Raw genomic sequence first — 21,726 nt, 5'->3', positions numbered from 1 at the left:
TCGGAGCTCGTCCCGAAACTCGCTCCGGCGAGTCGGCTGGCGTGCTTTCGAGAACCGGAGCGGACTTATTTGTCCGTGAGCACCGGAAGCGCGGAAGGCCGTGTCAGACGGTCGCTGGAGCAGAGTTTAGGGACGGGCTTAGCGCGCCAGGACCTCGATGTCGCGGTCGGAACCCGTCTCGACCTTGAACTCGCGCGAGAAGACCCGGCCCTCCTGCCGCGCGATCAGGACATAGTCGCCCTCGGCCAGGATCACCTGCGGAAACGCGCCGATCGCCTCGCGGATGACGTCGCCGCCCGGCGTCAGCACGCTGAAGCCGGTGCCGGCGAAGGCCTCGCCGCCCGAGGCCGCGACCAATTTCAGGGTGACGCGCGCGGCGCGATGATGCAGCGTCGCCTGGGTGACCTTGCCAGTTTCGACCTTGACGTCGGCGCGCTGGATCGCGTTGGAATCGCCATAGGTCGAGACGACGTTGTAAGTACCCTCGGGCAGCCGGATGAGCTCTCCGGCCTTGGCGTTGGAGACGACGAGGCGGCCTTCCGAATTGCCTTGCAGGGGCACGAAGACCGAGAAATTCAGAAGCGCCGCCGAAATCGGACTGTCTCCGACCGAACCGGCCAGAGAGAGCGCGCCGGCGCTGATCGCGATCTGGTCGCGCAGCCCCTGCGGTCCGAGCGTGATGCGCTTTGTGCCGCTGGCGAAGCCGTAGGCCGCGTGCAGCAGATAGGAGCCGGGCTCCAGCGCGAAGACGGGCTCGGCCTCGGTCGAGCGCGCGACGATGCGCGGCGGCGTTCCGTCGGCCGTCTCGGCCAGCACGCGCCAGACCAGCCCGGAGCGGATCGGCTTGCGGTCGTTGGCGAACTGCGCGCTCAGCGTCAGCGGCGCGGTCGCCGCGACCGAGCCTTGCGGCGCTCCCGGCACGATGGCGGCCGGCGGCGGCTGCGGCGCCTGCGCCTGCGCCGATGCGGGCAGGGGCGCGCCGAGCAGGGCCGCGACGAGAAACAGCCTGACCATTCCTTTATTCATCGCCCTTCACTCATCGCGAATGCGTCCAGTTCAAACATGAGCCGGCCTCGGGCCGTCCCTGCGCCAGGTTCTGAGCAGGCTCGCTTGTCCTCATCATGGCGAAGCACTAGGTCTCAACCCAACTCTCAAGCCCGGATGCTTCATGACCGATACGCTCGACCTGCTCAAGCTGCGCCGCTCGGTGCCGCCGCAATTCCTCGCAGCCCCCGGTCCGGACGCAGGCCAGCTCGACCAGCTCCTGACCATCGCCGCGCGCGTGCCAGACCATGGCAAGCTCGCGCCCTGGCGCTTCATCGTCTTCGAGGGCCCGGGCCGCGACGAGGCCGGCGATATCGTGGCGAAGGCCTTCGCGGCGCGCAATCCCGACGCCGACGCGGAGAAGGTCGCATTCGAGCGCAACCGCCTGAGGCAGGCCCCGCTGATCGTCGCGGTCGTCTCCAAAGCCGGTCCGCATCCAAAAATCCCGGTCTGGGAGCAGGAGCTCTCGGCCGGCGCGGTCTGCATGAACCTGCTGGTCGCGGCGCAGGCGATGGGGTTCGGCGCATGCTGGCTGACGAACTGGTTCTCCTTCGACCGGGACGTGCTGGCCGCCTTCGGGCTGAGCGGGGAGGAGCGCATCGCCGGCTTCGTCCATATCGGCACGCCGGAGACGGCGCCGGCCGATCGCGAGCGTCCGACGCTCTCGGCCATCGTCAGCCGGTTCGGAGCCTGAAATGATCTATTCGACCGCGCTACAGGACCACGGCCTGCCGCACGACCCGTTCAAGGCGATCGTGACGCCCCGGCCGATCGGCTGGATCACGGCGCTGAACGGCAAGGGCGAGGTCAATCTCTCGCCCTACAGCTTCTTCAACGCCGTCTCGTCGCGGCCGCACATGGTCATGTTCACCTCCGAGGAGAAGAAGGACGCCGTCGCCTTCGTCGAGGAGACGGGCGAATTCACCTGCTCGATCGTCAGCAAGGCTCTGGCGCGGCAGATGAACCTGACCTCGGCGCCTCTCCCTCGGGGCCAAAGCGAATACGCCCATGCCGGGCTGAAGATGGCCCCGTCCACATTCGTCAAGCCGCCGCGCGTGGCGGGCAGCCCCGCCGCGCTGGAGTGCAAGACAGTTTCGATCCAGCAGCTCAGTGATCTCGACGGCAATGTCCTGCCGCGCTGGATGGTGATCGGCCAGGTCGTCGGCATCTACATGGACGACGCCTGCATCCGCGACGGCCGCTTCGACACCGCCGCCGCCAATCCGATCGCGCGCTGCGGCTATGCCGACTATGCCGAGGTCGATAGACTGTTCTCGATCATCCGCCCGCCCGGAGGGTGAGGAGAGCCGATTTGCGGCAGCCCTACGAGCCCGACGACGACTGGAAGATGACCGTCAACCTGCTGGCGGTGATCGTCGCGCTTCTCGTGCTCGGCGCGGGCATCTGGCTGGTCTTCGAGCTCGACCGGGCCAGGAAGGCGCAGGACTGCCTCTCGTCGACGATGCGGGCCTGCCGGCAGATCAGGACGTAGGCGCCGGCGCGTCGCGCGTAATACTGGGCGGCGCAACGGTTTTTGGGAAGACACATCCTCTGCCCCGCCAGCGGCGCAACGGTAGTCGGCACACTCTCCTGCGTAAAGTCTCTAGCCCACGGCGAGCGGACCGGCAGCCTTCCACTCGACCATCGTCGCCCGCGCGGCATTGACCGCCGCAACGTCGAGCGAACGCCGTCCGGTAGCCTCAGGCGCGGCGGATCGAGCGTCACGACGCCGCCCGGCGCGAGCGCCGTCACGGCGCGCTGCGCAGCCGCCGCAATGCATGCTGTCGATCGCGAAAACCCGAGTCATCGGAATCGCCTTCGGGATTCTATTCAGCCAGCGTCTCCGCCCGCGCCTTGAGGCGCCGCGCCCTGACCAGATGGGGACGGTCGAGCATTTCGCCGTCGAGCCCGATCACGCCCTGGCCGGGATTTTCGGCGAAGAGCGCGATAATCGCCTCGGCCTTGGCGAGTTGCTCGGGCGCCGGCGCGAAGACCTCGTTCGCCGGCCCGACCTGCGCCGGGTGGATCGCCATCTTGCCGGTGAAGCCGTCGCGCCGCGCGGCGAGGCATTCGGCCCGGAAGCCGTCATCGTCGCGGAAATTGGTGAAGACGGTGTCGATCGCGTCGACCTGCGCGGCCGCGGCCGCGAACAGCGTCAGCGCGCGGGCGAGGCGGTAGGGGTCGGCATAGCTGCCGTCGCCAAGCCGGTTGGTCTCCGCGCCGAGGTCGGCGGAGAGGTCTTCCGCGCCCCAGGTCAGGGCGGCGAGCCGGTGCGTCGCGCCGGCATAGCTGCCGAGGCCGAAGATGCCCTTTCCGGTCTCGGTCGCGATCGGGATGATGCGCGTGCCGCCATCGGGCAGGTCGCCCTCGGCCTCGCGCACCGCGATCTTGGCGGCGAGATGGCTGACATCGACGCCGCCCTCGGCCTTGGGCAGCATGATCGCGTCCGGTGCGCCCGGCATCACCGCGTCGAGATCGGCCTCGGTCAGCCCGGTCGAGAGCGCGTTGACGCGCACGATCAGGAGCGGCCGTCTGGCCTGCGCCCTGACGGCCTTGAGGAAATCGAGGGTGATGGTCCGGGCCCGCGGCTTGGCGTCGAGCGCGACCGAATCCTCGAGATCGATAATCAGCGCGTCGGCCCCGCACTCCAGGCCTCTCCGCTGCTTCTTCGGGCTGTCGCCCGGAACGAACAGGAGCGAGCGCATGCCGGTCAGACCGCGATCGCGGGGGGCGCCGGATGCCTGCGCATGAAGGCCTGGCGGCGGCACTGCGCCACCAGCGTCCCATCCTGCTTGTAGGCCCTGTGCTGGAACTCGACGATGCCGGCATCGGGCCGCGAGCGCGACTCGCGCTTGGCGACGATCTCGGTCGTGCAGTTGATCGTGTCGCCCTCGAAGAGCGGGGCCGGGAAGGTCACGTCGGTCATGCCGAGATTGCCGATCGTGGTGCCGACCGTGGTGTCGTTGACCGAGATGCCGATCATCAGCCCGAGCGTGAACAGCGAGTTCATCAGCGGCCTGCCCCATTCGGTCTCGGTCGCGCAGAAATGCGCGTCGATATGAAGCGGTTGCGGGTTCAGCGTCATGTTGGAGAACAGCATGTTGTCCATCTGCGTGACCGTGCGGGTCAGCCCATGCTCGATCACGGAGCCGACGACGAAATCCTCGAAATAGATGCCGCCGCGCTTGTGCCGCTGTCCATCCGCCATGGCCGTCCAACTCCTTGACTCGCGGATATCTTCGGCACGTCGCCGATTCCCGCGCTTAACGGTTCGCTTACCATAATCGGGCCACTCTCCACAGGCGCTGCCGCGTCCGGCGGCGGCGACCCGGCGGCAGTCTCGCGCCCGAGAGTTCCGATGTTCCTGTTCAGCACGCCGCAGACAAAAGAGACAGCCCCCGCCAACCCCGTCGTCAGCGCCATCCGCGACGGCGCGCAGAAGACCGGAGCCGGCTTCGACTATCTGCTGAAGACGGCGCAGCGGGAATCGGCGCTGGAGCCCGACGCCAAGGCCAGGACCTCGAGCGCGACCGGCCTGTTCCAGTTCATCGAGCAGACCTGGCTCGCCATGGTCAAGCAGGAAGGGCCCAAGCAGGGCCTGAGCGACTACGCCAGCGCGATCAGCGAAAGCGAAGGCGGCCGCCTGACCGTCGCCGACCCCGCCGCGCGCGAAAAGATCCTGCAACTGCGCACCGATCCGCAGGTTTCGGCCGTGATGGCCGGCGCGCTGACGCAGAAGAACCGCGAGCAGCTCACGGCCAGCCTCGGCCGCCAGCCGAATGCCGGCGAGCTCTACATGGCCCATGTGCTCGGCGCGCGCGGGGCCTCCGACCTGATCCGCGCCGCGATGAGCGATCCGACGCGGGCCGTAGCCAGGGATTTCCCCGACGCCGCCGCCGCCAACAAGGGCATCTTCTTCGACAAGGCCGGCCGCGCCCGCGGCGCGCAGGAGGTCTATGGCATGCTGGCCGCGAGCCACGCCAACACGCAGCTCGCCGCCGCTACGACGGCCTCGCAGCCCGCTGCCGCCGGGCAGGGCGCCGACCAGCCGGCCCAGATCGCGGCCGCGCTAGCGCCGGGCCGGGCGCGCGGGCTGATCGGGCTGTTCTCGACCGAGGGCTCGCGCGAGCCGGTCTCGAAAGCCGTCGCCAATCTCTGGACCACGCCACGCAGCGGCGGCACGCGGATGGCCTCGCTCGACGAAGGCTCGCGCTACTTCCCGCGCCAGACGCAGAACGACGCCTCGCCGGCCGCGCCCGCTGGCGCGATCGCCGCGCAGACGGCCGCGGCCACGCCCGCCACCCCGGTCCGAGCGCCGCTGCCGCCATCGCGGCCGGTCGAGCTGACGCAGCCGGCAGCCGTGGCCGCGCAACCGCAGGCCAAGGTCGCGAAGCCGCGCCGCGCCCCGCTCGACCTGTCCTCCTTCATGATCCAGCGGAGCGGCACGTGATCGTCCGCCGCTTCCTGCTCTGGGCCCGCACGGCCACGGCGCAGGCGCGCGCCGAAGGCGCGGCCGCGCTCGCCGGCGCCTATCTGCGCTCCGGCATGGGCGAGGAGGACCGGCGCGAGGCCGAGACCGCGCTGATCGCGCTGATCGACGATCCCTCGCCGCTGGTGCGCCGCGCCATCGCCGAGGAGATGGCCGCCTCTCCTCACGCCCCGCGCAACCTCGTTCTCGGCCTGATCGCCGACCAGAGCGATGTCGCGGCGCTCCTTCTCGCCCATTCGCCGGTGCTCGGCGAAGCCGATCTGGTCGACGCCGCCGCGATCGGAGACGCCCTCGCGCAGCGCGCCATCGCCCAGCGACCGCATCTGCCCGCCAGCGTCGCCGCGGCTCTCGCCGAGGTCGGCGTCGAGGAGGCGCTGGTCGCGCTGGTGCGCAATCCGAGCGCCAGGATTCCCGATTTCTCGCTGGAACGCATGGTCGAGCGCGCCGGCGAGTTCGGCCCTTTGCGCGAGGCGCTTCTGGCGCGCGAGGATCTGCCGGCCGGCCTGCGCCAGACCATCGCGGCGCATGTCTCGGACGCTCTGACGAGTTTCGTCACGCATTGCGGCTGGCTCTCGCCGGAGCGCAGCGCCCGGCTCGCCCGCGAGGCGACCGAGCGCGTCGCGGTCGCTCTGGCGGCCGGGACCGAGGAGAGCGATGCGCCAGCGATCGTCGAGGTGCTGCGGGCTCAAGGCAGGCTCACGCCCGGGCTGATGCTGCGCTCGCTGCTCAGCGCCGAGCCGGCGCTTGCGGAGGCCGCCTTCGTCTCGCTGTCGGAACTGCCCGCGACCCGCGTCGCGGCGCTTTTGCGCGACCGGCGCGGCTCGGGCCTGAAGGCGCTCTACCGCAAGGCCGGATTGCCCGACGCGGTGCAGCCGGCCTTCACGGCAGCGATCATGGCGCTGAACGCGCGCGGCTTCGATCTGGCAGGCGGCGGACGCGGGCTCGATCGCGGCCTGCTGCGCGATGTTCTGATCGCGGTCGAGGCGCTGGACGATCCCGGCTCCAACGCGCTGATGGCGCTGCTGCGCCGGATGGATGCGGAAGCCGCCCGCGAGGAGGCCCGCGCCATGGCGGACTCGCTCGCCGACGATGCGGCGCTCGCCTTCCTGGTCGAGGCCGATCCGGCGCTGCTGGTCGAGCTCGAGATCGGGGATGTGCGGCGCGCGGCTTGATCGTATTGTTTGCCTGCGGCGAGGGGCAGGGGACCGAAGCGAAGAGCTCTTGAATGGCACGCGTGATCCTTCCCTCCCAGCGCCTGAACGCCGCGCAGGAACAGCAGCGGCTCGACGCGCTGGCGCGATACGACGTGCTGGATACGCCGCCGGAGCAGGTCTTCGACGGGCTGACGCAACTGGCGAGGCGCGTCTTCGGCGTCTCGATGTCAACGCTCACCTTCGTCGACGGCCATCGCCAGTGGTTCAAGTCGCGTCAGGGCGTCGAGGCCTGCGAGACCGGTCGCGGGCCGGCGCTGTGCTACGCGGTGATCCAGGAGGGCGCGCCGCTCACCATTCCGGACACCACCCGCGACGAGCGCTTCCGCGACAACCCCTTCGTGACCGGCGAGCCGCATATCCGCTTCTATGCCGGTTATCCTTTGCGGGCGCCCGATGGCCAGGTGCTCGGCACATTATGCGTGATGGACCAGCAGCCGCGCGCTTTCAGCGAGAACGACGGCGAGACGCTCGCCGAATTCGGTGGCCTCACCACCGAGATGCTGGAGATGCGCCGCCGCCTGCTTGCCGCCGAGGGCCGTGGTCGCGAGGCAAAGCCCACTGACGCGGTCCTGGCGGCCGGCCGGATGACCTTCGACAACGGCCGGGCGAGCGTCGACTGCACGGTGCGGATGCTGTCCCGCTCGGCGGCGCAGGTCGACGTCATCAGCGCTGCAGGCATTCCCGACCGGGTCGCCCTCGTGATCGCGGCGGCCGGCTTGTCACGGCTGTGCAACGTCACCGCGCGGTCTGAACGGCGCGTCGAGCTCGCGTTCGAGAGCTAGAACCGCCTGCTCAATACCCGAACTGCTCCCTGAGAATCCGCTCGTCCAGGCTGTGTCCCGGATCGTGCAGCATGACGAGGTCGACGCTGCGGTCGATCTCGATCGAGACCGAGACGACGTTCTCGATCTGGGTATGGTCGGCGACCGCGCTGACCGGGCGCTTGGCCGGCTCCAGCACCTCGATCGTCACCTGAGCATGGTCCGGCAGCAGCGCGCCGCGCCAGCGCCGCGGGCGGAAGGCCGAGATCGGCGTCAGCGCCAGGAGTGGCGCGTCGAGCGGCAGGATCGGCCCGTTGGCGGAGAGGTTGTAGGCGGTGGAGCCCGCCGGCGTCGCCAGCAGCACGCCGTCGGCGACGAGCTCGGTCAGGCGGACCTGGCCATCGATCGAAATCCGCAGCTTGGCGGCCTGGTAGGAGCGGCGCAGCAGCGAGACCTCGTTGATCGCCTTGGCCTGGACCTCGCTGCCGCCCTGGTCGAGCGCGCGCATCGAGAGCGGATGGACGACGCTGCGCTGCGCCGCCTCGAGCTTCTTCGAGAGGCCGCGCTCGCGGAACTCGTTCATCAGGAAGCCGACCGAGCCGCGGTTCATGCCGTAGATCGGCTTGGCGGCGCCGAGGAAGCGGTGCAGCACCTGCAGCATCAGCCCGTCGCCGCCGAGCGCCACGATGACGTCGGCCTCGGCCGGGTCGGCGTTGCCGTAGCGGTCGACGAGCCTGGCGAGCGCGGCCTGCGCCTCGGGCGTCTCGCTGGCGATGAAGGAGATGGCTGAGTAACGCTCGGTCATCGGGGATCCTGGCGGCGCGTGCCCGGAAAGGCCGCCATGCCTAGCACGGCCCGTGTTACGCCCGCGAGACCACGGCTAAGAAAAAGGCCGGGGTCGCCCCCGGCCTTTCGCATGACGATGCGAGCGCGATCTCAGATCGCCGGGCTCCATTGCACCGGCACCATCTCGTAGCCGTTGCCGGACTTGGCGATGTAGCCCGTGGCCGGGAATGGCGCATGGTAGAAGGCGACCTGCATCTTGTCGGCCGCGACCATGTCGAGCAGCTTGCGCCGGGTCGCGGCGGCCTGCGGACCGTCCATGTCGAACACGGCCGACCAGTCGGGATTGCGCACGAACAGGGCCGGGTGGTTGGTGGTGTCGGACATCACCATCATCCTGCCCGAGCCCGACGCCAGCGCGAAGGTGGTGTGGCCGGGCGTGTGGCCGGGCGCGGCGATGGCGGTGATGCCGGGCAGGATCTCCTTGCCGGCCTCGAACTGCCTCACATCCCTGGCGACGGGGCCGAAGACGCGGCGGACGCCGCCGAAGGCGCCCTTCATCGCTTCCGGAGCCGCGTTCATCTTGGCGTCGTCCATCCAGAAGGCCCATTCGGCCGCCGGGACCATGACCTCGGCGTTCGCGAACACGGCGGCGCCGTCCTTCAGCCGGAAGCCGTTGATGTGGTCGCCGTGGAAATGGCTGAACACCACGGTCGAGACGTCCTTGGGGTCGAAGCCGGCGGCCTTGAAATTGGCCATCCAGCGTCCGGAAGTCGGCGCGCCGGAGTCGCCGTTGCCGGTGTCGATCAGCGTCAGCTTGCCGCCGTTCTCGATGGCGAGCGTGGTGAAGGAGATGTTCAGCGCGTCGGCCGGCAGGAAGGCCTGCTCCATCGCCTTCCTGACGTCGGCGAGTTCGGCGTTGCGGACGAAACCCTCGAGCGGGCGACGGGCGAAGCCGTCGTTGATGGCGGTGACGGTGATGTCGCCGACCTTGTAGCGGTAGAATCCGGGGGCCTGGGTCACGGGCGCTCCTTGTGCAAGAGCCGGGCTGATGCCGGCGGGAAGATCGAAGGCGGCGGCGGCGGCGAGCGCGCCCGCGCCGACCATCACGGTGCGGCGCGACGGATCGTGATCATGCATATGGTCTTCTCCCCTCGGCTCGGTCGGAGCCCGCGCGTGAACCTAACGGCAGCAAGGCCATGTTCAACTGCCCCGGCCATGCGGACAGTCAAGTTTCCGTGAGCGACGGCGGCTGACGCCGGCTCAGGTCCGCCGGTTGAGCGCGCGCGCGCCCGCGCCGGACAGGCCCCGTAGGGCGAAGGCGCGCAGCATCGCCGCGCAGAGGGCCAGCGAGCCCATGGCGGCATTGCCAGAGCAGTCGGCGACGATGGCCTGGAAGGCGGCGCTCTCCTCGGCCGCGAGGCATTGCAGGCTCCAGTTCCAGTCCGGCGCCTTCTGGCGCAGCATCGCGACGGCGACGTCGATATCGGCGCTGACGGTGCCCAGCGTCTTCCAGAGCGCGCCCTGCTGGTAAATGCCGCCGGCCGGCGCGCGGCGGCTGACCATGTTCATCGGCTTGCGGCGGACCGTATAGCCGAGCGCCTCGTAGATGTCGGCGTCGAGCGTGCGATCGGGCTTGGCGGAGCCTTCGCAGCGCTGCGCCAGCGCGAGGAGATGATCGGGGCTGTCCATCGATCCTGTTGTCTCCGGGCGGACCGTCGAGGGCGGTTCGTCCTGCCATTCCATCAGGCAAATCTCGCGCCGTCCATATGGTCGCGCCCTTGGGGGCTGGTGCCGGCGGAGAGGATCGAACTCCCGACCTTCGGTTTACAAAACCGCTGCACTACCGCTGTGCTACGCCGGCCCAGACTGACCCGCCAGCGGTTACCAGCCCGCCGGGTCGAGGGCAAGGTCGCGACCCGCACTGCTTCTCCGGCGGTTTGCGCCGCGCCCCAACGAAAAAGCCCCGCCGGTGAGGGCGGGGCTTCGTCCCGACGTTCCTGGTCAGGCGATCAGGCCTTGTTCTCGTAGGTCATGATGTCGCGATCCTTGGTCTCCGGGACGAAGAGCATGCCGATGACGAAGGTCATGAGCGCGATCACGATCGGGTACCAGAGGCCGTAATAAATGTCGCCGGTGCCGGCCACCATCGCGAACGAGGTCGCGGGCAGCAGGCCGCCGAACCAGCCGTTGCCGATATGGTAGGGCAGCGACATGCCGGTGTAGCGGATGCGGGTCGGGAAGAGCTCGACCAGCGCCGCGGCGACGGGCCCGTAGACCATGGTGACGTAGACGACCAGGATCGTCAGGATGCCGATGATCTTCAGTGACTGCGCGTTGAACAGCGCGCCGAGGAAGCCGGTCTTGACGATGCGGGCGTCGCCCGCCGCCGGATAGCCGGCCGCGGCCGCCTCCCGTGCGATGGTGGCGGCGAAGGCGCCGTCGATCGCGACGTCCTTGCCGTTGACGGTGACCTTGGCCGGCGTCCCGGCCGTGGCCGGGGCCTGGGTGTAGACGATCGCCTGCGTCGCCAGCGTGCGACGCGCGATGTCGCAGGGCTGGGTGAAGGTGCGCACGCCGACGGGGTCGAACACCGAGCCGCAGGTGGCGGGATCGGCGACGACCTGGACCTTGACGTTCTCATGCGCCGCGGCGAGCCCCGGATTGGCGGCCTTGGTCAGCGCGCCGAACAGCGGGAAATAGGTCAGCGCCGCGATCAGGCAGCCGGCCAGGATGATCGGCTTGCGGCCGATCTTGTCCGACAGCGAGCCGAAGACGATGAAGCCGGCGGTGCCGAGGATGAGCGACCAGGCGATCAGCACATTGGCGGTGTAGAGATCGACCTTGAGGATGCTCTGAATGAAGAACAGCGCGTAGAACTGGCCCGTGTACCAGACGACGGCCTGGCCGGCGGTGAGGCCGAACAGCGCGAGCAGCGCGATCTTGGCGTTCTTCCAGTTGCCGAAAGCCTCGGACAACGGCGCCTTCGAGCCGGTGCCCTCTTCCTTCATCTTCTTGAAGGCCGGCGACTCCTGCATCTGGAGACGGATCCAGACCGAGATGGCGAGCAGGATAATCGAGGCCAGGAACGGGATGCGCCAGCCCCAGGCGGCGAAATCGGCCTCGCCCATGGTGGTGCGGATGCCCAGGATGACGATCAGCGAGAGCAGCAGGCCGAGCGTCGCCGTGGTCTGGATCCACGAGGTGTAGAAGCCGCGCCGTCCGACGGGGGCGTGCTCGGCGACATAGACCGCCGCGCCGCCGTATTCGCCGCCGAGCGCCAGGCCCTGCAGCATGCGCAGCGCGATCAGGATGACCGGCGCGATCCAGCCGATCTGGGCGTAGGAGGGCAGCAGGCCGACGAGGAAGGTCGAGGCGCCCATGATCACGATCGTGACCAGGAAGGTGTATTTGCGGCCGATCAGGTCACCCAGGCGGCCGAAGAACAGCGCGCCGAAGGGGCGGACGAGGAAGCCGGCGGCGAAGGCGAGCAGCGCGAAGATGGCGCGGGTGTTGGGATCGAAGGCCGAGAAGAACTGCGCGCCGATCATCGCGGCGAGCGAACCGTAGAGATAGAAATCGTACCATTCGAAGACCGTGCCCAGCGACGAGGCCAGGATGACGCGTTTCTCTTCCTTGGTCATCGGGCGCGGTCCGGCCGCTGCCCCCGATGTCTGTGCTGCCATGCTCATGGCGTGCTCCCCTGCTATGTGCCCGGCAGCCCGGTGATCGCGGCTGCCCGTTTCGATGCGGCTCGATTTTGTTTTGACGCGATGCCGACTATGCCCGCGGGCGAGCGTGACGCCACGCCCATCGGGTCAGCGCGCACTGAAGCGCATGGAATCGTACCAGATCAATCAGGCACTTGGTCTTGCACCCTTAGGCGTAAGACGAAAGGCGGAGGCGCGTCTGCCGGCCGGCAGCAGGTTGAAGCGGCCGATCGCGGACGGGGCTTTCCTCGCGCCTCGACGGCACTATGATCGAGCCCGGAAGCCTCAGCGATGCGGATCGACGAGGAGGGTTTGCGATGCTGCGCGCGACGATTGCCGGACTGGCCCTGACGTTCGGGGCGCTGACCGGCCTGCCTGACGATGCGTCCGCCGCCGGCCGAGGTCACGGCGATGGAATTCGCGGCGTCGGCCAGCACGATGGCGGTCCGGGAGGGCGCGGCTTCGGCCACCGCGCCGACGACGCGCGGTCTCAACTGCGTGGCCATCACCGCGGCGAGGATCATCGCGGCCGGTTCCTCGGCGGGCCGGCGTTCCACGATCCGGCGAACCGGATGGCGGCGACGCGAGAGATCGAGGCCGAGCGGCCCGTTCCGATCGACCCGTTCGCCTTCGCCAACCTGCCGGCGCGGGCCGGCATCCCCTATCCGCCGCGGCCGGAGCCGACGCTCTACCGTATCGAAGGCAGGTCCGACCGGCCGGTGGTGCGGGTGATCCGGATCGCGGACGGGCAGGCGCGCGGCATGACGCGCGGCCTCCGCGCCGAGACCGGCGCGCTGCTGCTGACCGTGCCGGGGCGCCGCTGATCCATCCCCTTGTCCGAGCATCGGATTTCTCCGGAAAGTGGATTCCACTTTCCGAGCCGATGCTTCAGCGCCTGCGGCTGGCGGCGTAGAGCGCGATCGCGGTGGCGTTGGAGACGTTGAGGCTCGTGATCGCGCCCGGCGCCTCCAGCCGCGCGACCTGGTCGCAGAGCTCGCGCGTGCGCTGGCGCAGCCCCTTGCCCTCGGCGCCCATCACCATGACCAGAGGCCTGGTCAGCGTCACGTCGTCGAACGCGACCTCGCCGTCCGAATCAAAGCCGACGCGCTGGAAGCCGCGCTTGCCGAGGCGTTCGAGCGCGTCGCCGAGATTGCGCACCGCGACCAGCGGCACATGCTCCAGCGCGCCCGAGGCCGATTTCGCCAGGACGCCGGTGGCGGCCGGCGAATGGCGGATCGTGACGATCACCGCCGCGGCCGCGAAGGCGGCGGCCGAACGCAGGATCGCGCCGACATTGTGCGGATCGGTGATCTGGTCGAGCGCCAGCACGATCGAATCGTCCGGCAGGCTGTCGAGATCGGGCGAAGGCAGCGGGTCGCAGACGAGATAAAGCCCCTGATGCACCGAATCGGGCGTCAGCAGCCGGTCGATCCCGGAGGGGCGGACGATCTCGGCCCGGATCGGGAGTTCGCCGAGTTCGTCGGTGAGCCGTTTCAGCCCGTTCTCGGTCGCGAGCAGCCTGCGATGATGGCGCTTGCGGTTCTTCAGCGCCTCGATGACCGGGTGCACGCCATAGAGCACCGCCTCGTCGATCTCGCCCGGCCGATGGGGCGGCGGGCCGTCCTCGCGGCCGCGCGGGCGCTCGTCCCAGGATTTCGACGGATTTTGGGACTTTGACGGCTTTTGGCGAAACGGGGTTGGCATGGAAGGTTCCAGAATGGGCGAGGCCATGCCCTGCCATGATGCGCCGCGCTTGGCCAGAGCATGGCCACGGCCTGGCTTCGGCTTTCGCCGCAACCTCGTCGCGCTGCCGATTGGCGGCAATGGCTTTTTGGCGTTGACAGGCCGGACCCGGCTCACCATAAGTCCGGCCTCGCCTGCGCCCTCCCTTCGCGGTGGCCGCGGGTTGGCGGACGGGAACATTGGTTTCCAGGCGCGACACGGCGGGGGAATGTCCCGAGCGGCAAAGGGGGCGGACTGTAAATCCGCTGGCTATGCCTTCGCAGGTTCGAGTCCTGCTTCCCCCACCACCGTGTCCTCGCTATGCTGTCTGCCGCCGTATAGCGTCGGCCCGGCGCGGGTGTAGCTCAATGGTAGAGCAGCAGCCTTCCAAGCTGAATACCCGGGTTCGATTCCCGGTACCCGCTCCATCCTTCGCTCTGAAAGCCGGACTGCCGATCGTCAGCCCTCCGGCCGTCCGCGCGCGACGAGGAACGGCGTGCTTTCCAGCTCCGGCTCGTCGAAGGCGTCGAGATCGGCGCTGATCTCGGCGATGTCCTCGCGGAAGAAGGCGCTCGCGATGGCTATGGTGAGCCGCTCGGCGGCGATCGCCGCGCCGGGGATGTCGCTGGCGATCGCGCCGTGGCTGGCCGCCGCGCCGTGGTTCACGAGATGGATGCGCGAGAGTTCGGGCGGCGCGGCGGCCGTAAGCGACAGATCGGTCGGATGGTCGGCTTGGTCAGCATCCGCGCAATTCAGCAGGAGCGGCCGGGCCGCGCCAGCCTGAAATGGCGGCAGCGACCCGCGCGGGCCGAATGGAGCCCGAGCGGCGACGGCTATTTCAGGCTGCTGGCGAGGAAGGCCTGCAGGCGCTCGCTCCTCGGCTTGGCCAGCACATCCGCCGGCGCGCCTTCCTCCTCGATCACGCCGCGGTGCAGGAAGATCACCCGGCTCGCGACCTCGCGGGCGAAACCCATCTCATGGGTGACGACGAGCATGGTGCGCCCTTCCTCGGCGAGCGAGCGCATCACGCGCAGCACCTCGCCGACCAGCTCGGGATCGAGCGCCGAGGTCGGCTCGTCGAACAGCATCACCTCCGGCTCCATCGCGAGCGCCCGTGCGATCGCGACGCGCTGCTGCTCGCCGCCCGACATATGCGCCGGATAGGCGTCCTTGCGATGCGAGACGCCGACGCGGGCGAGATAGCGCCCAGCCCGCTCGACGGCCTCGGCCCTGGCGAGGCCGAGCACGCGGACCGGCGCCTCGATGACGTTCTCCAGCGCCGTCATATGGGCCCACAGGTTGAACTGCTGGAACACCATGGCGAGCTTCGCCCTGATCCGCTGGAGCTGGGCCGGATCGGCGGCGTCGAGCTCGCCCCTGCGGTCGGCCGTCAGGCGCAGCTCCTCGCCGCTGACCACGATGCGGCCGGCATTGGGCCGCTCCAGCAGGTTCAGGCAGCGCAGCACCGTGCTCTTGCCCGAGCCCGACGAGCCGATCATGGCGATGACGTCGCCGGAACTGGCCGCGAGCGAGACCCCCTTGAGCACCTCGACCGCGCCGAAGCTCTTGCGCAGGCCCTCGGCGCGGAGTTTTTCCACCGCCGCGGCGGCGACCACCGGCATCTCGATCATGGTCTGGTCCATGGTCATATCCTTCAGGGGCTGAGCAGTCGGCCGCTGCGCTTCGCGCTCGTCCCCGCGACCTTGCCGAGCCGCTTTCCGGGCGTGGCGAAACGGACCGAGGAGCGGGCGTAGAAGACGCCGCTCGACTGCGTCGCGACCTCCGTCGTCTCGCCGGTCAGCGGGTCGATGATCTCGGCGATGACCTCGCCGGCCGCGACCGTCTCGCCGACCTCGCGCCGGTAGACCAGGATGCCGGCGGCCGGCGCGATGATCGGCTCGGATGCTTCCAGCGGCGTCGGCGGGCAGAGCGGTTCGGGCAGCGTCGGCGCTTGGCCCGCCATGACGCCGGCATGGCGCAGGAAGGCGAGGATCGCGCCGGCGTCGCTGTCCGCGGTCGCGTGATCGACGTCGCGCTGGCCGCGCAGTTCGACCGTGACCGACTGGCAGCCGAAGGGCACGGGCCGGTTCGGGACGGCGGCGGCGAGTTCGGCCCAGGGCCGGCTGACCGCCTCGTCGAACGGATCGCCGCCCGAGACATCTGCCAAAAGCACGGCGCGCGCACCCAGAAGCGCCGCCAGCGGCGCGAAGGTCCCGGCCGAGGCGGTGTGAGTGTAGAGATGCATCGCGGCTTCGGCGTCGCAATGCAGGTCGAGCACGAGGTCGGCCGCCAAAGCGAGGCCGAGCAGCGTCTTCTTCAGATGCTCGGCCGGCGTGATGGCCGCTCGCGCGACCAACTCCTCGGCCAGCGCCCGCCGGACCAGCGCGGCATTCGCCGCCGGCTCATGACCGAGCCTGTCGCCGGTGCGCCCCGCCAAGGATTCGCCCAGCGCCGGGAAGTCCCGGTTGAAGTTGCCGCCATCGCTGAGCGAAAAGCGCCCGACCGGCTGGCCGAGCACCTGCTGGTTCAGGCCCAGCGGGTTGGCGACGGGCACGAGCACGACCTCGCCCTTGAGGTCGCCCGCCGCCTCGATCGCCGTCAGTTCGCGGCGTAGCGCCTGGGCGCATATCATGCCGGGGATCTCGTCGGCATGCAGCGCGGCCTGAACGTAGACGCACGGGCGCGCTCCGTGCCGGCCGAAGCGATGCACGGTCAGCGCGTGATGGACGCCGGGGCCGCCGGCGGGAATGGCGTAGATGTCGGTGATCATGATTTCAGGCCGGTTTCGCCTCGGCCGATTTCGGCCGAAGGTGCTTGAGGAAGCGCCCTTCGAGCAGCTTGACGATGCCGACGAGCGTGAAGGTGATGACGAAGTAGAACGCCGCCACCATGCCGAAGGCCTCGAGCGGGGCGAGGTTGTTGTAGTAGACGTCGCGCGCGGTGCGGGTCAGTTCGACGATGGTGACGGCGCTGGCGATCGAGGTCGCGTGCATCACCATGACGAGTTCGTTGCCGTATTGCGGCAAGGCGCGGCGGATCGCGCTCGGCAGCAGGATGCGGCGGTAGATCGACGGCGTCGACAGGCCGAGGCTGCGCGCCGCCTCAAGCTCGCCATTGGGCGTCTGGCGCAGCGCACCGGCCAGGATCTCGGTGGTGTAGGCGGTCGAGTTCAGAGCGAAGGCGAGCCAGGCGCAGAACCAGGCGTTGCGGAACAGCGGCCAGGCGACGCTCTCGCGCAGCCACTCGAACTGCGCCAGCCCGAAATAGATCATGTAGAGCTGCACCAGGAGCGGTGTGCCCCGGACGACATAGGTGTAGAGGAAGACCGGCTTCGCGAGCCACGGATTCGGCGAGACGCGCGCGATCGCCAGCGGCACCGAGAGCATGAACGAGGCCGAGACGCAGATCGCCATCAGGATCAGGCTGACCTTGAGCCCGTTCAGGTAGAGCGGCCAGGATTCCGCGATGAGGGCCCAGTCGATCATCGGAATTCGACCTTGCGAACGCCGAGCGAGAAGCGTCTCTCGACCCAGCCGAGGATCAGGATCGAGACGGTCGTCACGGCGAGATAGAGCGCTCCGATCGTCGCGTAGAAGGTGAAGGGCTCGCGCGTCGCCGCCGAGGCGAGGTTGGCGCGGTGGACCATGTCGTCGAGACCGATGATCGAGAGCAGCGCGGTCGCCTTGATCATCACCAGCCAGTTGTTGGTGAAGCCCGGAATGGCGTGGCGGACCATCTGCGGCAGCACGATCCGGCGCAGGACCAGGAGCCGGCTCATGCCATAGGCCTGGCCCGCTTCCGCCTGGCCGCGCGGGATCGCGAGGATCGCGCCGCGAAAGGTCTCGGTCAGATAGGCCCCGAAGATGAAGCCGAGCGTCGCCGTGCCGGCGATGAAGGGGTTGATGTCGAGATAGCCGAGGCCCGCCCTGTCGGCGAGCTTGTTGATCATGATCTGGCCGCCATAGAAGATCAGCAGCAGCAGGACGAGCTCGGGCAGGCCGCGGATCAGCGTGGTGTAGGCGTCGGCGGCGATATTGGCCGCGCGCGAGGGCGAGAGCTTGGCGGCCGCGCCGATGAGCCCGAAGACGCAGGCGATGGCGAGCGACGTCGCCGAGACCAGCAGCGTCGAGCGCAGGCCTTCGAGGATGGCGGGGAAATAGCCGTGCAGGAACATGCGGGCGCCCGATCGGCGCGGTCCAATACCGTCATGCCCGGGCTTGTGCCGAGCATCCACGTCTTGCGACGTTGGCAATGATCGCGCGGTTCAAAGACGTGGATCGTCGGGACAAGCCCGACCATGACGGGAGAGGGTGACGGGCGATGGAGGCGCCAGACGCTCACGGCCCCGAAATGTCGAAGTCGAAATACCTGTCGGCCAGCGCCTTGTAGCCGCCATTCGCCTTGAGCGCGGCGAGCGCGGCGTTGATCTGCGTGCGCAGCGCGTCGTCGTCCTTGCGCACCGCGATGCCGACGCCGGAGCCCGCGCCGATGCGGATCGCCGGGCCGAGCTGGGCGTAGCCCTTGCCCTCGGGCTTCTTCAGGAAGGCCTCGCCCGAGACGACCGAGGAGCCGAAGCCGACATCGGCGCGGCCGACCGCGAGTTCCATATAGACCTCGGTTTCCTTGCCGGCGAGGACGACGGTGCTCTCCCTGTAGTTCTCAGCCAGATAGGCGGCACGCGGCGAGTTGCGCAGCACGACGATGGTCTTGCCCTTGAGCGAGGCCGGCGAATGATCGGCGAAGGCGCCCGCCTTGGCGACGAAGCGCGAGGGCACGTCGTAATAGGGCTCGGAGAAATCGACCGACTTCTTGCGGGCGTCGGTGATCGTCATCGAGGCGACGATCAGGTCGAATTTCCTGGCGTTCAGCGCCGGGATCATCCCGTCGAATTCCTGCTGGACGAAGGAGCACTCGGCCTTCATCTGCGCGCAGACGGCATTGGCGATGTCGATGTCGAAGCCGCCGAGCTTGCCGTCCGGCGCGATCATCGAGAACGGGGGATAATTGCCCTCGACCCCGATGCGCAGTTTCTGCGCCTGGGCGAAGCTCGGCTGGGCGAGGACGGCGGACAGGACGGCCGCGAGGAAGCCGCGCTTGAGCATGATGATGTCTCCCGATGCGAATGACTGGATCTTTATGTCCTGCCCTGGCTTCACATTGGCAAATTATTTTCATATGGTCAAGTTATGAAAATATCTCTTCATTCACAAAATGGCGGCAACGGCGCGAGCGACGTCGCTTTCGCGGCGTCCGAACTCGGGCAGCGGCTGCTGAGCCTGCAGGGCGCGGGCTCGGCCTCGAACCGGGCGATCGCCGAGCATCTGCTGCGCAACCCGGTGCGCGGCGCGGCGCTGTCGATCGAGGATCTCGCCGCCGCCAGCGGCGTCTCGACCGCGACCCTGTCGCGCTTCGCCCGCGCGCTCGGCTATGGCGGCTTTCCGGATTTGCGCGCCGCGCTCGCGGACACGCTGCAATCGGTGCTGCGGCCCGTCGAGAAGCTGAAAGGCGCTTTCGCGCGCGGGGAGGGCGCGTTCGAGCCGCTGCGCGAGGGTCTGGAGGACACGCTCGCCAATCTGCGCGGCACGGCCGAAGGGCTCGAGCCGGCGGCGCTGGCGCGGATCGTCGCGCTGATCACGCAGGCGCGCTGCGTCTATGTGATGGGTTTCGGGCTCTCGGCCCATCTCGCGGGGCTCCTGACGCTCGGCCTGCAGCCCTTCCGCCAGCAGCTCGTCAACGTGGTCGAGTTCGGCGGCACCGAGAACGCGGCCGGCCGGCTGATGAATCTGGGGCCGGAAGACGCACTGATCGCGATCTCGTTTCCGCGCTACGCGACCGACGCCGTGCATCTGGCGCGCTATGCGGCCGACCGGGGCGCGGCGATCGTGGCGCTGACCGATTCAGCCGCCTCGCCGCTGGCGCCGCTGGCGCGCGAGGCGCTGATCGCGCAGAGCACGCATCCGGTGCTGTCGTCGAGCAATGTCGCCGCGCTTCTGGTGATCGAGGCGCTGGTGGCGGCGCTGATGCTCTCCAACGCCGACAACGTCGCTAATGCGACGCGGCTGACCGACGCGATCTCGGCCTATCTGGTGTCGCAGCCGGCGCGGGGTCGCTGACGAACGCCTCAGGCCTTGAAGATGGTCGGGCCGGAGAGCCCATGGCGGGCGCAGGCATTGCGGGCGTCGACGATCAGCTTCGCATGGGCCGCGACCAGGGCGTAGTCGACCTCGTCATGGTCGGTCGCGATCAGGACGGCGTCGTAAGCGGCGATCGCTTCGGCTGTCAGCGCCACGCTTTTTCGCGCGGCGAGGGCGCAATGCCGGCGCGAGGGGCGGATCGCCGGGATGTGCGGGTCGTGGAAGTCCGCCTTGGCGCCGCGCGCCTCGATCAGCTCGATCAGCTTCAGCGCCGGACTCTCGCGCATGTCCTCGACGTTCTTCTTGTAGGCGAGGCCGAGCACGAGAATGCGCGTCCCGCTGAAGGCGCGGCCGCGCTCGCGGTCGACGAGCTCGGCCAGCCGGTCGACCACGCGGTAGGGCATCTCGGTGTTGACCTGCCCGGCAAGCTCGATGAAGCGCGTCGCGATGTCGAATTCGCGCGCCTTCCAGGTCAGATAGAACGGGTCGATCGGGATGCAGTGGCCCCCCAGGCCCGGCCCCGGATAGAACGGCATGTAGCCGAAGGGTTTGGTCTTGGCGGCCTCGATCACCTCCCAGATGTCGATGCCCATCGCCGCGTAGACCTGCTTCAGCTCGTTGACGAGCGCGATGTTGACGGCGCGAAAGATGTTCTCGGTCAGCTTCACCGCCTCGGCGGTCGCGGTCGAGGAGACCGGCACGGTCCTGACCACAAGCGCCGCGTAGAGCGCATCGGCGATCGCGAGCGCGTCGGCCCCGTCGCCGCCGACGACCTTGGGAATGTCGGCGGTGCCGAACTCGCCATTGCCGGGGTCCTCGCGCTCGGGCGAATAGGCGAGGTAAAAGTCGGCGCCGCTCTTTAAGCCCGTGGCTTCGAGGGTCGGCCGCATCAGCTCGTCGGTGGTGCCGGGATAGGTGGTCGATTCCAGTACGATCAGCTGGCCCGGCCGAAGGGTCGCGGCGATCGCCCCGGTCGTCCTGCGGACATAGGACAAATCGGGCTCGCGATGGCGAGACAGCGGGGTCGGCACGCAGATCAGCAGCGCGTCGGGCTCCGACAGGCGGCTGAAATCGGCGGTCGCGGCGAAGCGGCCCTCGGCCGCGCCTGAGACGATCGCATCCATCGGGATGTGCCTGAACGTCTCGCGGCCAGCGTTGATCTGCGCCACCCGGGTCTCGTCGATGTCGAAGCCGACGACGCGGAAGCCCCGGCGCAGCGCCGCGAGCGCCAGCGGAATCCCGACATAGCCGAGCCCGATCACGCCGATGACGGCGGAGCGGTCGCGGATGCGGTCGATGAGGCGTCGGGCGGGTTCTGACGGCATGACCCGCTCGTCGCCCGAGACGCCCGGCCTGTCAACGCGGACGCGCGTCCGTCATTGCGAGCGCAGCAATCCAGAGCCACGCGCTCCACGCCCTCCCGGATTGCTTCGCTCGCAATGACGATAGGGCTTCAATAAATCGTCAGCGCCGGCACGTAGCTGACCCCAGCAGCACGATCATCGCCACCCCGAAGAAGGGCCAGAGCTCCTTCGTCGTCTCGCCGAGGCTGATCTCGCTGCCGCTGCCCGAGGAAACAGTGACGCCGCTCTGCGCGCGACCGCAGCTTTCTCGCAATCGCGGCTGCCTGCGACGGCATCGGCATCGCGCTTGAATCGACGCTGCTCGCCGAGCGCGAGATCAGGGCCGGCCGCCTCGTCGCGCCGCTCATGGACTCAAACCAGGATGTGCGTTACGTCGACCACCATCTGGTGTATCCGAGCGCGCATCGGCGGCGGCGCATCGTGCGCCTGTTCGTCGACTGGCTGATGGCGCAATCGGGCTCGTGAGCGACGTGAATCCGGCTGTTCTCGACCTTGATGCGGGGCG

General features: G+C 68.9%; 24 protein-coding genes and 3 tRNA genes. 11 read left to right on the top strand and 16 right to left on the bottom strand.

All coding sequences use genetic code 11. The features are described 5' to 3' along the window. Positions 1 to 138: 138 nt before the first annotated feature. Positions 139 to 1,026 carry an RgsD C-terminal domain-containing protein gene (locus AC1RRW_RS11045; RefSeq protein WP_492900789.1) on the bottom strand — a complete coding sequence of 296 codons (888 nt, stop codon included), beginning with the start codon at positions 1,024 to 1,026 and terminating at the stop codon, positions 139 to 141. 142 nt (positions 1,027 to 1,168) lie between these two features. On the opposite strand from AC1RRW_RS11045, the gene AC1RRW_RS11040 reads away from it, so the two are divergent. Genes AC1RRW_RS11040 through AC1RRW_RS11030 form a run of 3 tightly spaced genes read left to right on the top strand, consistent with a single transcriptional unit; the run spans position 1,169 to position 2,536 of the window. Then, complete coding sequence (locus tag AC1RRW_RS11040) at positions 1,169 to 1,738, top strand: nitroreductase family protein (protein ID WP_492900788.1); 570 nt, start codon at positions 1,169 to 1,171, stop codon at positions 1,736 to 1,738. Between the two features lies 1 nt (position 1,739). Further along, entirely contained in the window at positions 1,740 to 2,345 is a 606-nt protein-coding gene (locus AC1RRW_RS11035; RefSeq protein ID WP_492900787.1) for a flavin reductase family protein, read from the top strand. 11 nt (positions 2,346 to 2,356) lie between these two features. Next, entirely contained in the window at positions 2,357 to 2,536 is a 180-nt protein-coding gene (locus tag AC1RRW_RS11030; protein WP_492900786.1) for a hypothetical protein, read from the top strand. A 334-nt stretch (positions 2,537 to 2,870) separates the two neighbouring features. Here the strand turns inward: AC1RRW_RS11030 and AC1RRW_RS11025 are convergent, their stop codons facing one another. Together AC1RRW_RS11025 and AC1RRW_RS11020 are read right to left on the bottom strand one after the other, a co-directional pair. Further along, a complete protein-coding gene (locus tag AC1RRW_RS11025) occupies positions 2,871 to 3,749 on the bottom strand; it encodes an HpcH/HpaI aldolase/citrate lyase family protein (protein ID WP_492900785.1) in 879 nt (292 codons plus the stop codon). Between the two features lie 5 nt (positions 3,750 to 3,754). Further along, on the bottom strand, positions 3,755 to 4,279 hold the full coding sequence (locus tag AC1RRW_RS11020; protein WP_492900898.1) for a MaoC family dehydratase: 525 nt from the start codon (positions 4,277 to 4,279) through the stop codon (positions 3,755 to 3,757). Positions 4,280 to 4,402: 123 nt separating this feature from the next. Between AC1RRW_RS11020 and AC1RRW_RS11015 the strand changes: the two genes are divergently transcribed. From AC1RRW_RS11015 to AC1RRW_RS11005, 3 genes are read left to right on the top strand one after another with little or no spacing between them, the layout of a single operon-like run. Then, a complete protein-coding gene (locus AC1RRW_RS11015) occupies positions 4,403 to 5,494 on the top strand; it encodes a lytic transglycosylase domain-containing protein (protein WP_492900784.1) in 1,092 nt (363 codons plus the stop codon). Beyond that, positions 5,491 to 6,705, top strand: a complete 1,215-nt coding sequence (locus tag AC1RRW_RS11010) for a DUF2336 domain-containing protein (protein ID WP_492900783.1) — start codon at positions 5,491 to 5,493, stop codon at positions 6,703 to 6,705. The genes AC1RRW_RS11015 and AC1RRW_RS11010 overlap by 4 nt, the downstream gene beginning before the upstream one ends. A 53-nt stretch (positions 6,706 to 6,758) precedes the next feature. Beyond that, the gene (locus tag AC1RRW_RS11005) at positions 6,759 to 7,529 is read left to right on the top strand and encodes a GAF domain-containing protein (protein WP_492900782.1); all 771 of its coding nucleotides are present in this window, start codon (positions 6,759 to 6,761) and stop codon (positions 7,527 to 7,529) included. 10 nt (positions 7,530 to 7,539) lie between these two features. Here the strand turns inward: AC1RRW_RS11005 and AC1RRW_RS11000 are convergent, their stop codons facing one another. From AC1RRW_RS11000 to AC1RRW_RS10980, 5 genes are all read right to left on the bottom strand, one after another. Next, positions 7,540 to 8,313, bottom strand: a complete 774-nt coding sequence (locus AC1RRW_RS11000) for an NAD kinase (RefSeq protein WP_492900781.1) — start codon at positions 8,311 to 8,313, stop codon at positions 7,540 to 7,542. A gap of 131 nt (positions 8,314 to 8,444) precedes the next feature. Then, positions 8,445 to 9,431 carry an MBL fold metallo-hydrolase gene (locus AC1RRW_RS10995; RefSeq protein ID WP_492900780.1) on the bottom strand — a complete coding sequence of 329 codons (987 nt, stop codon included), beginning with the start codon at positions 9,429 to 9,431 and terminating at the stop codon, positions 8,445 to 8,447. Between the two features lie 123 nt (positions 9,432 to 9,554). After that, positions 9,555 to 9,983 (bottom strand): hypothetical protein, encoded by a 429-nt coding sequence (locus AC1RRW_RS10990; protein WP_492900779.1) that lies wholly within the window; start codon positions 9,981 to 9,983, stop codon positions 9,555 to 9,557. A 97-nt stretch (positions 9,984 to 10,080) separates the two neighbouring features. Then, positions 10,081 to 10,155: transfer RNA gene (locus AC1RRW_RS10985), tRNA-Thr, on the bottom strand. A gap of 148 nt (positions 10,156 to 10,303) precedes the next feature. Then, positions 10,304 to 11,935: an MFS transporter gene (locus AC1RRW_RS10980; protein WP_492900778.1), complete on the bottom strand. Its 1,632-nt coding sequence runs from the start codon at positions 11,933 to 11,935 to the stop codon at positions 10,304 to 10,306. 383 nt (positions 11,936 to 12,318) lie between these two features. Between AC1RRW_RS10980 and AC1RRW_RS10975 the strand changes: the two genes are divergently transcribed. Then, positions 12,319 to 12,825, top strand: a complete 507-nt coding sequence (locus tag AC1RRW_RS10975; RefSeq protein WP_492900777.1) for a hypothetical protein — start codon at positions 12,319 to 12,321, stop codon at positions 12,823 to 12,825. Between the two features lie 64 nt (positions 12,826 to 12,889). On the opposite strand, the gene rlmB is transcribed toward AC1RRW_RS10975, so the two are convergent. After that, complete coding sequence (gene rlmB, locus AC1RRW_RS10970) at positions 12,890 to 13,705, bottom strand: 23S rRNA (guanosine(2251)-2'-O)-methyltransferase RlmB (protein WP_492900776.1); 816 nt, start codon at positions 13,703 to 13,705, stop codon at positions 12,890 to 12,892. Positions 13,706 to 13,946: 241 nt separating this feature from the next. Between rlmB and AC1RRW_RS10965 the strand changes: the two genes are divergently transcribed. Next, positions 13,947 to 14,031 (top strand) — tRNA-Tyr (locus AC1RRW_RS10965). Positions 14,032 to 14,077: 46 nt separating this feature from the next. Further along, a tRNA-Gly gene (locus tag AC1RRW_RS10960) sits at positions 14,078 to 14,151 on the top strand. A gap of 31 nt (positions 14,152 to 14,182) precedes the next feature. Here the strand turns inward: AC1RRW_RS10960 and AC1RRW_RS10955 are convergent. The 6 genes from AC1RRW_RS10955 to AC1RRW_RS10930 form a co-directional block, all read right to left on the bottom strand. Further along, positions 14,183 to 14,389: a hypothetical protein gene (locus AC1RRW_RS10955; protein WP_492900775.1), complete on the bottom strand. Its 207-nt coding sequence runs from the start codon at positions 14,387 to 14,389 to the stop codon at positions 14,183 to 14,185. A 167-nt stretch (positions 14,390 to 14,556) separates the two neighbouring features. Then, positions 14,557 to 15,366 carry an ABC transporter ATP-binding protein gene (locus AC1RRW_RS10950; RefSeq protein ID WP_492900774.1) on the bottom strand — a complete coding sequence of 270 codons (810 nt, stop codon included), beginning with the start codon at positions 15,364 to 15,366 and terminating at the stop codon, positions 14,557 to 14,559. A gap of 11 nt (positions 15,367 to 15,377) precedes the next feature. Further along, positions 15,378 to 16,493, bottom strand: a complete 1,116-nt coding sequence (locus AC1RRW_RS10945) for a succinylglutamate desuccinylase/aspartoacylase family protein (RefSeq protein ID WP_492900773.1) — start codon at positions 16,491 to 16,493, stop codon at positions 15,378 to 15,380. A gap of 4 nt (positions 16,494 to 16,497) precedes the next feature. After that, on the bottom strand, positions 16,498 to 17,208 hold the full coding sequence (locus AC1RRW_RS10940; protein WP_492900772.1) for an ABC transporter permease: 711 nt from the start codon (positions 17,206 to 17,208) through the stop codon (positions 16,498 to 16,500). Next, entirely contained in the window at positions 17,205 to 17,897 is a 693-nt protein-coding gene (locus tag AC1RRW_RS10935; protein ID WP_492900771.1) for an ABC transporter permease, read from the bottom strand. The genes AC1RRW_RS10940 and AC1RRW_RS10935 overlap by 4 nt, the downstream gene beginning before the upstream one ends. Before the next feature lie 163 nt (positions 17,898 to 18,060). Further along, positions 18,061 to 18,825 (bottom strand): transporter substrate-binding domain-containing protein, encoded by a 765-nt coding sequence (locus tag AC1RRW_RS10930; RefSeq protein WP_492900770.1) that lies wholly within the window; start codon positions 18,823 to 18,825, stop codon positions 18,061 to 18,063. Positions 18,826 to 18,909: 84 nt separating this feature from the next. Between AC1RRW_RS10930 and AC1RRW_RS10925 the strand changes: the two genes are divergently transcribed. Continuing rightward, positions 18,910 to 19,836: a MurR/RpiR family transcriptional regulator gene (locus tag AC1RRW_RS10925; protein ID WP_492900769.1), complete on the top strand. Its 927-nt coding sequence runs from the start codon at positions 18,910 to 18,912 to the stop codon at positions 19,834 to 19,836. 8 nt (positions 19,837 to 19,844) lie between these two features. Here AC1RRW_RS10925 and AC1RRW_RS10920 read toward each other — a convergent pair whose 3' ends face one another. Continuing rightward, entirely contained in the window at positions 19,845 to 21,182 is a 1,338-nt protein-coding gene (locus AC1RRW_RS10920) for a nucleotide sugar dehydrogenase (RefSeq protein ID WP_492900767.1), read from the bottom strand. Between the two features lie 291 nt (positions 21,183 to 21,473). Between AC1RRW_RS10920 and AC1RRW_RS10915 the strand changes: the two genes are divergently transcribed. Next, positions 21,474 to 21,686 carry a LysR substrate-binding domain-containing protein gene (locus AC1RRW_RS10915; RefSeq protein ID WP_492900897.1) on the top strand — a complete coding sequence of 71 codons (213 nt, stop codon included), beginning with the start codon at positions 21,474 to 21,476 and terminating at the stop codon, positions 21,684 to 21,686. Positions 21,687 to 21,726: the final 40 nt, after the last annotated feature.

Source organism: Allobosea sp. GW821-FHT12C12 (assembly GCF_058807355.1).
This window is presented reverse-complemented; position numbering and strand designations above follow the sequence as displayed.

Excerpts from the sequence above, each read along its gene's own strand:
- AC1RRW_RS11045 (WP_492900789.1), bottom strand. The coding sequence starts at position 1,026 with ATGAATAAAGGAATGGTCAGGCTGTTTCTCGTCGCGGCCCTGCTCGGC.
- AC1RRW_RS11040 (WP_492900788.1), top strand. The coding sequence starts at position 1,169 with ATGACCGATACGCTCGACCTGCTCAAGCTGCGCCGCTCGGTGCCGCCG.
- AC1RRW_RS11035 (WP_492900787.1), top strand. The coding sequence starts at position 1,740 with ATGATCTATTCGACCGCGCTACAGGACCACGGCCTGCCGCACGACCCG.
- AC1RRW_RS11025 (WP_492900785.1), bottom strand. The coding sequence starts at position 3,749 with ATGCGCTCGCTCCTGTTCGTTCCGGGCGACAGCCCGAAGAAGCAGCGG.
- AC1RRW_RS11015 (WP_492900784.1), top strand. The coding sequence starts at position 4,403 with ATGTTCCTGTTCAGCACGCCGCAGACAAAAGAGACAGCCCCCGCCAAC.
- AC1RRW_RS11005 (WP_492900782.1), top strand. The coding sequence starts at position 6,759 with ATGGCACGCGTGATCCTTCCCTCCCAGCGCCTGAACGCCGCGCAGGAA.
- AC1RRW_RS11000 (WP_492900781.1), bottom strand. The coding sequence starts at position 8,313 with ATGACCGAGCGTTACTCAGCCATCTCCTTCATCGCCAGCGAGACGCCC.
- AC1RRW_RS10995 (WP_492900780.1), bottom strand. The coding sequence starts at position 9,431 with ATGCATGATCACGATCCGTCGCGCCGCACCGTGATGGTCGGCGCGGGC.
- AC1RRW_RS10990 (WP_492900779.1), bottom strand. The coding sequence starts at position 9,983 with ATGGACAGCCCCGATCATCTCCTCGCGCTGGCGCAGCGCTGCGAAGGC.
- AC1RRW_RS10980 (WP_492900778.1), bottom strand. The coding sequence starts at position 11,935 with ATGACCAAGGAAGAGAAACGCGTCATCCTGGCCTCGTCGCTGGGCACG.
- AC1RRW_RS10975 (WP_492900777.1), top strand. The coding sequence starts at position 12,319 with ATGCTGCGCGCGACGATTGCCGGACTGGCCCTGACGTTCGGGGCGCTG.
- rlmB (WP_492900776.1), bottom strand. The coding sequence starts at position 13,705 with ATGCCAACCCCGTTTCGCCAAAAGCCGTCAAAGTCCCAAAATCCGTCG.
- AC1RRW_RS10950 (WP_492900774.1), bottom strand. The coding sequence starts at position 15,366 with ATGGACCAGACCATGATCGAGATGCCGGTGGTCGCCGCCGCGGCGGTG.
- AC1RRW_RS10945 (WP_492900773.1), bottom strand. The coding sequence starts at position 16,493 with ATGATCACCGACATCTACGCCATTCCCGCCGGCGGCCCCGGCGTCCAT.
- AC1RRW_RS10940 (WP_492900772.1), bottom strand. The coding sequence starts at position 17,208 with ATGATCGACTGGGCCCTCATCGCGGAATCCTGGCCGCTCTACCTGAAC.
- AC1RRW_RS10935 (WP_492900771.1), bottom strand. The coding sequence starts at position 17,897 with ATGTTCCTGCACGGCTATTTCCCCGCCATCCTCGAAGGCCTGCGCTCG.
- AC1RRW_RS10930 (WP_492900770.1), bottom strand. The coding sequence starts at position 18,825 with ATGCTCAAGCGCGGCTTCCTCGCGGCCGTCCTGTCCGCCGTCCTCGCC.
- AC1RRW_RS10925 (WP_492900769.1), top strand. The coding sequence starts at position 18,910 with ATGAAAATATCTCTTCATTCACAAAATGGCGGCAACGGCGCGAGCGAC.
- AC1RRW_RS10920 (WP_492900767.1), bottom strand. The coding sequence starts at position 21,182 with ATGCCGTCAGAACCCGCCCGACGCCTCATCGACCGCATCCGCGACCGC.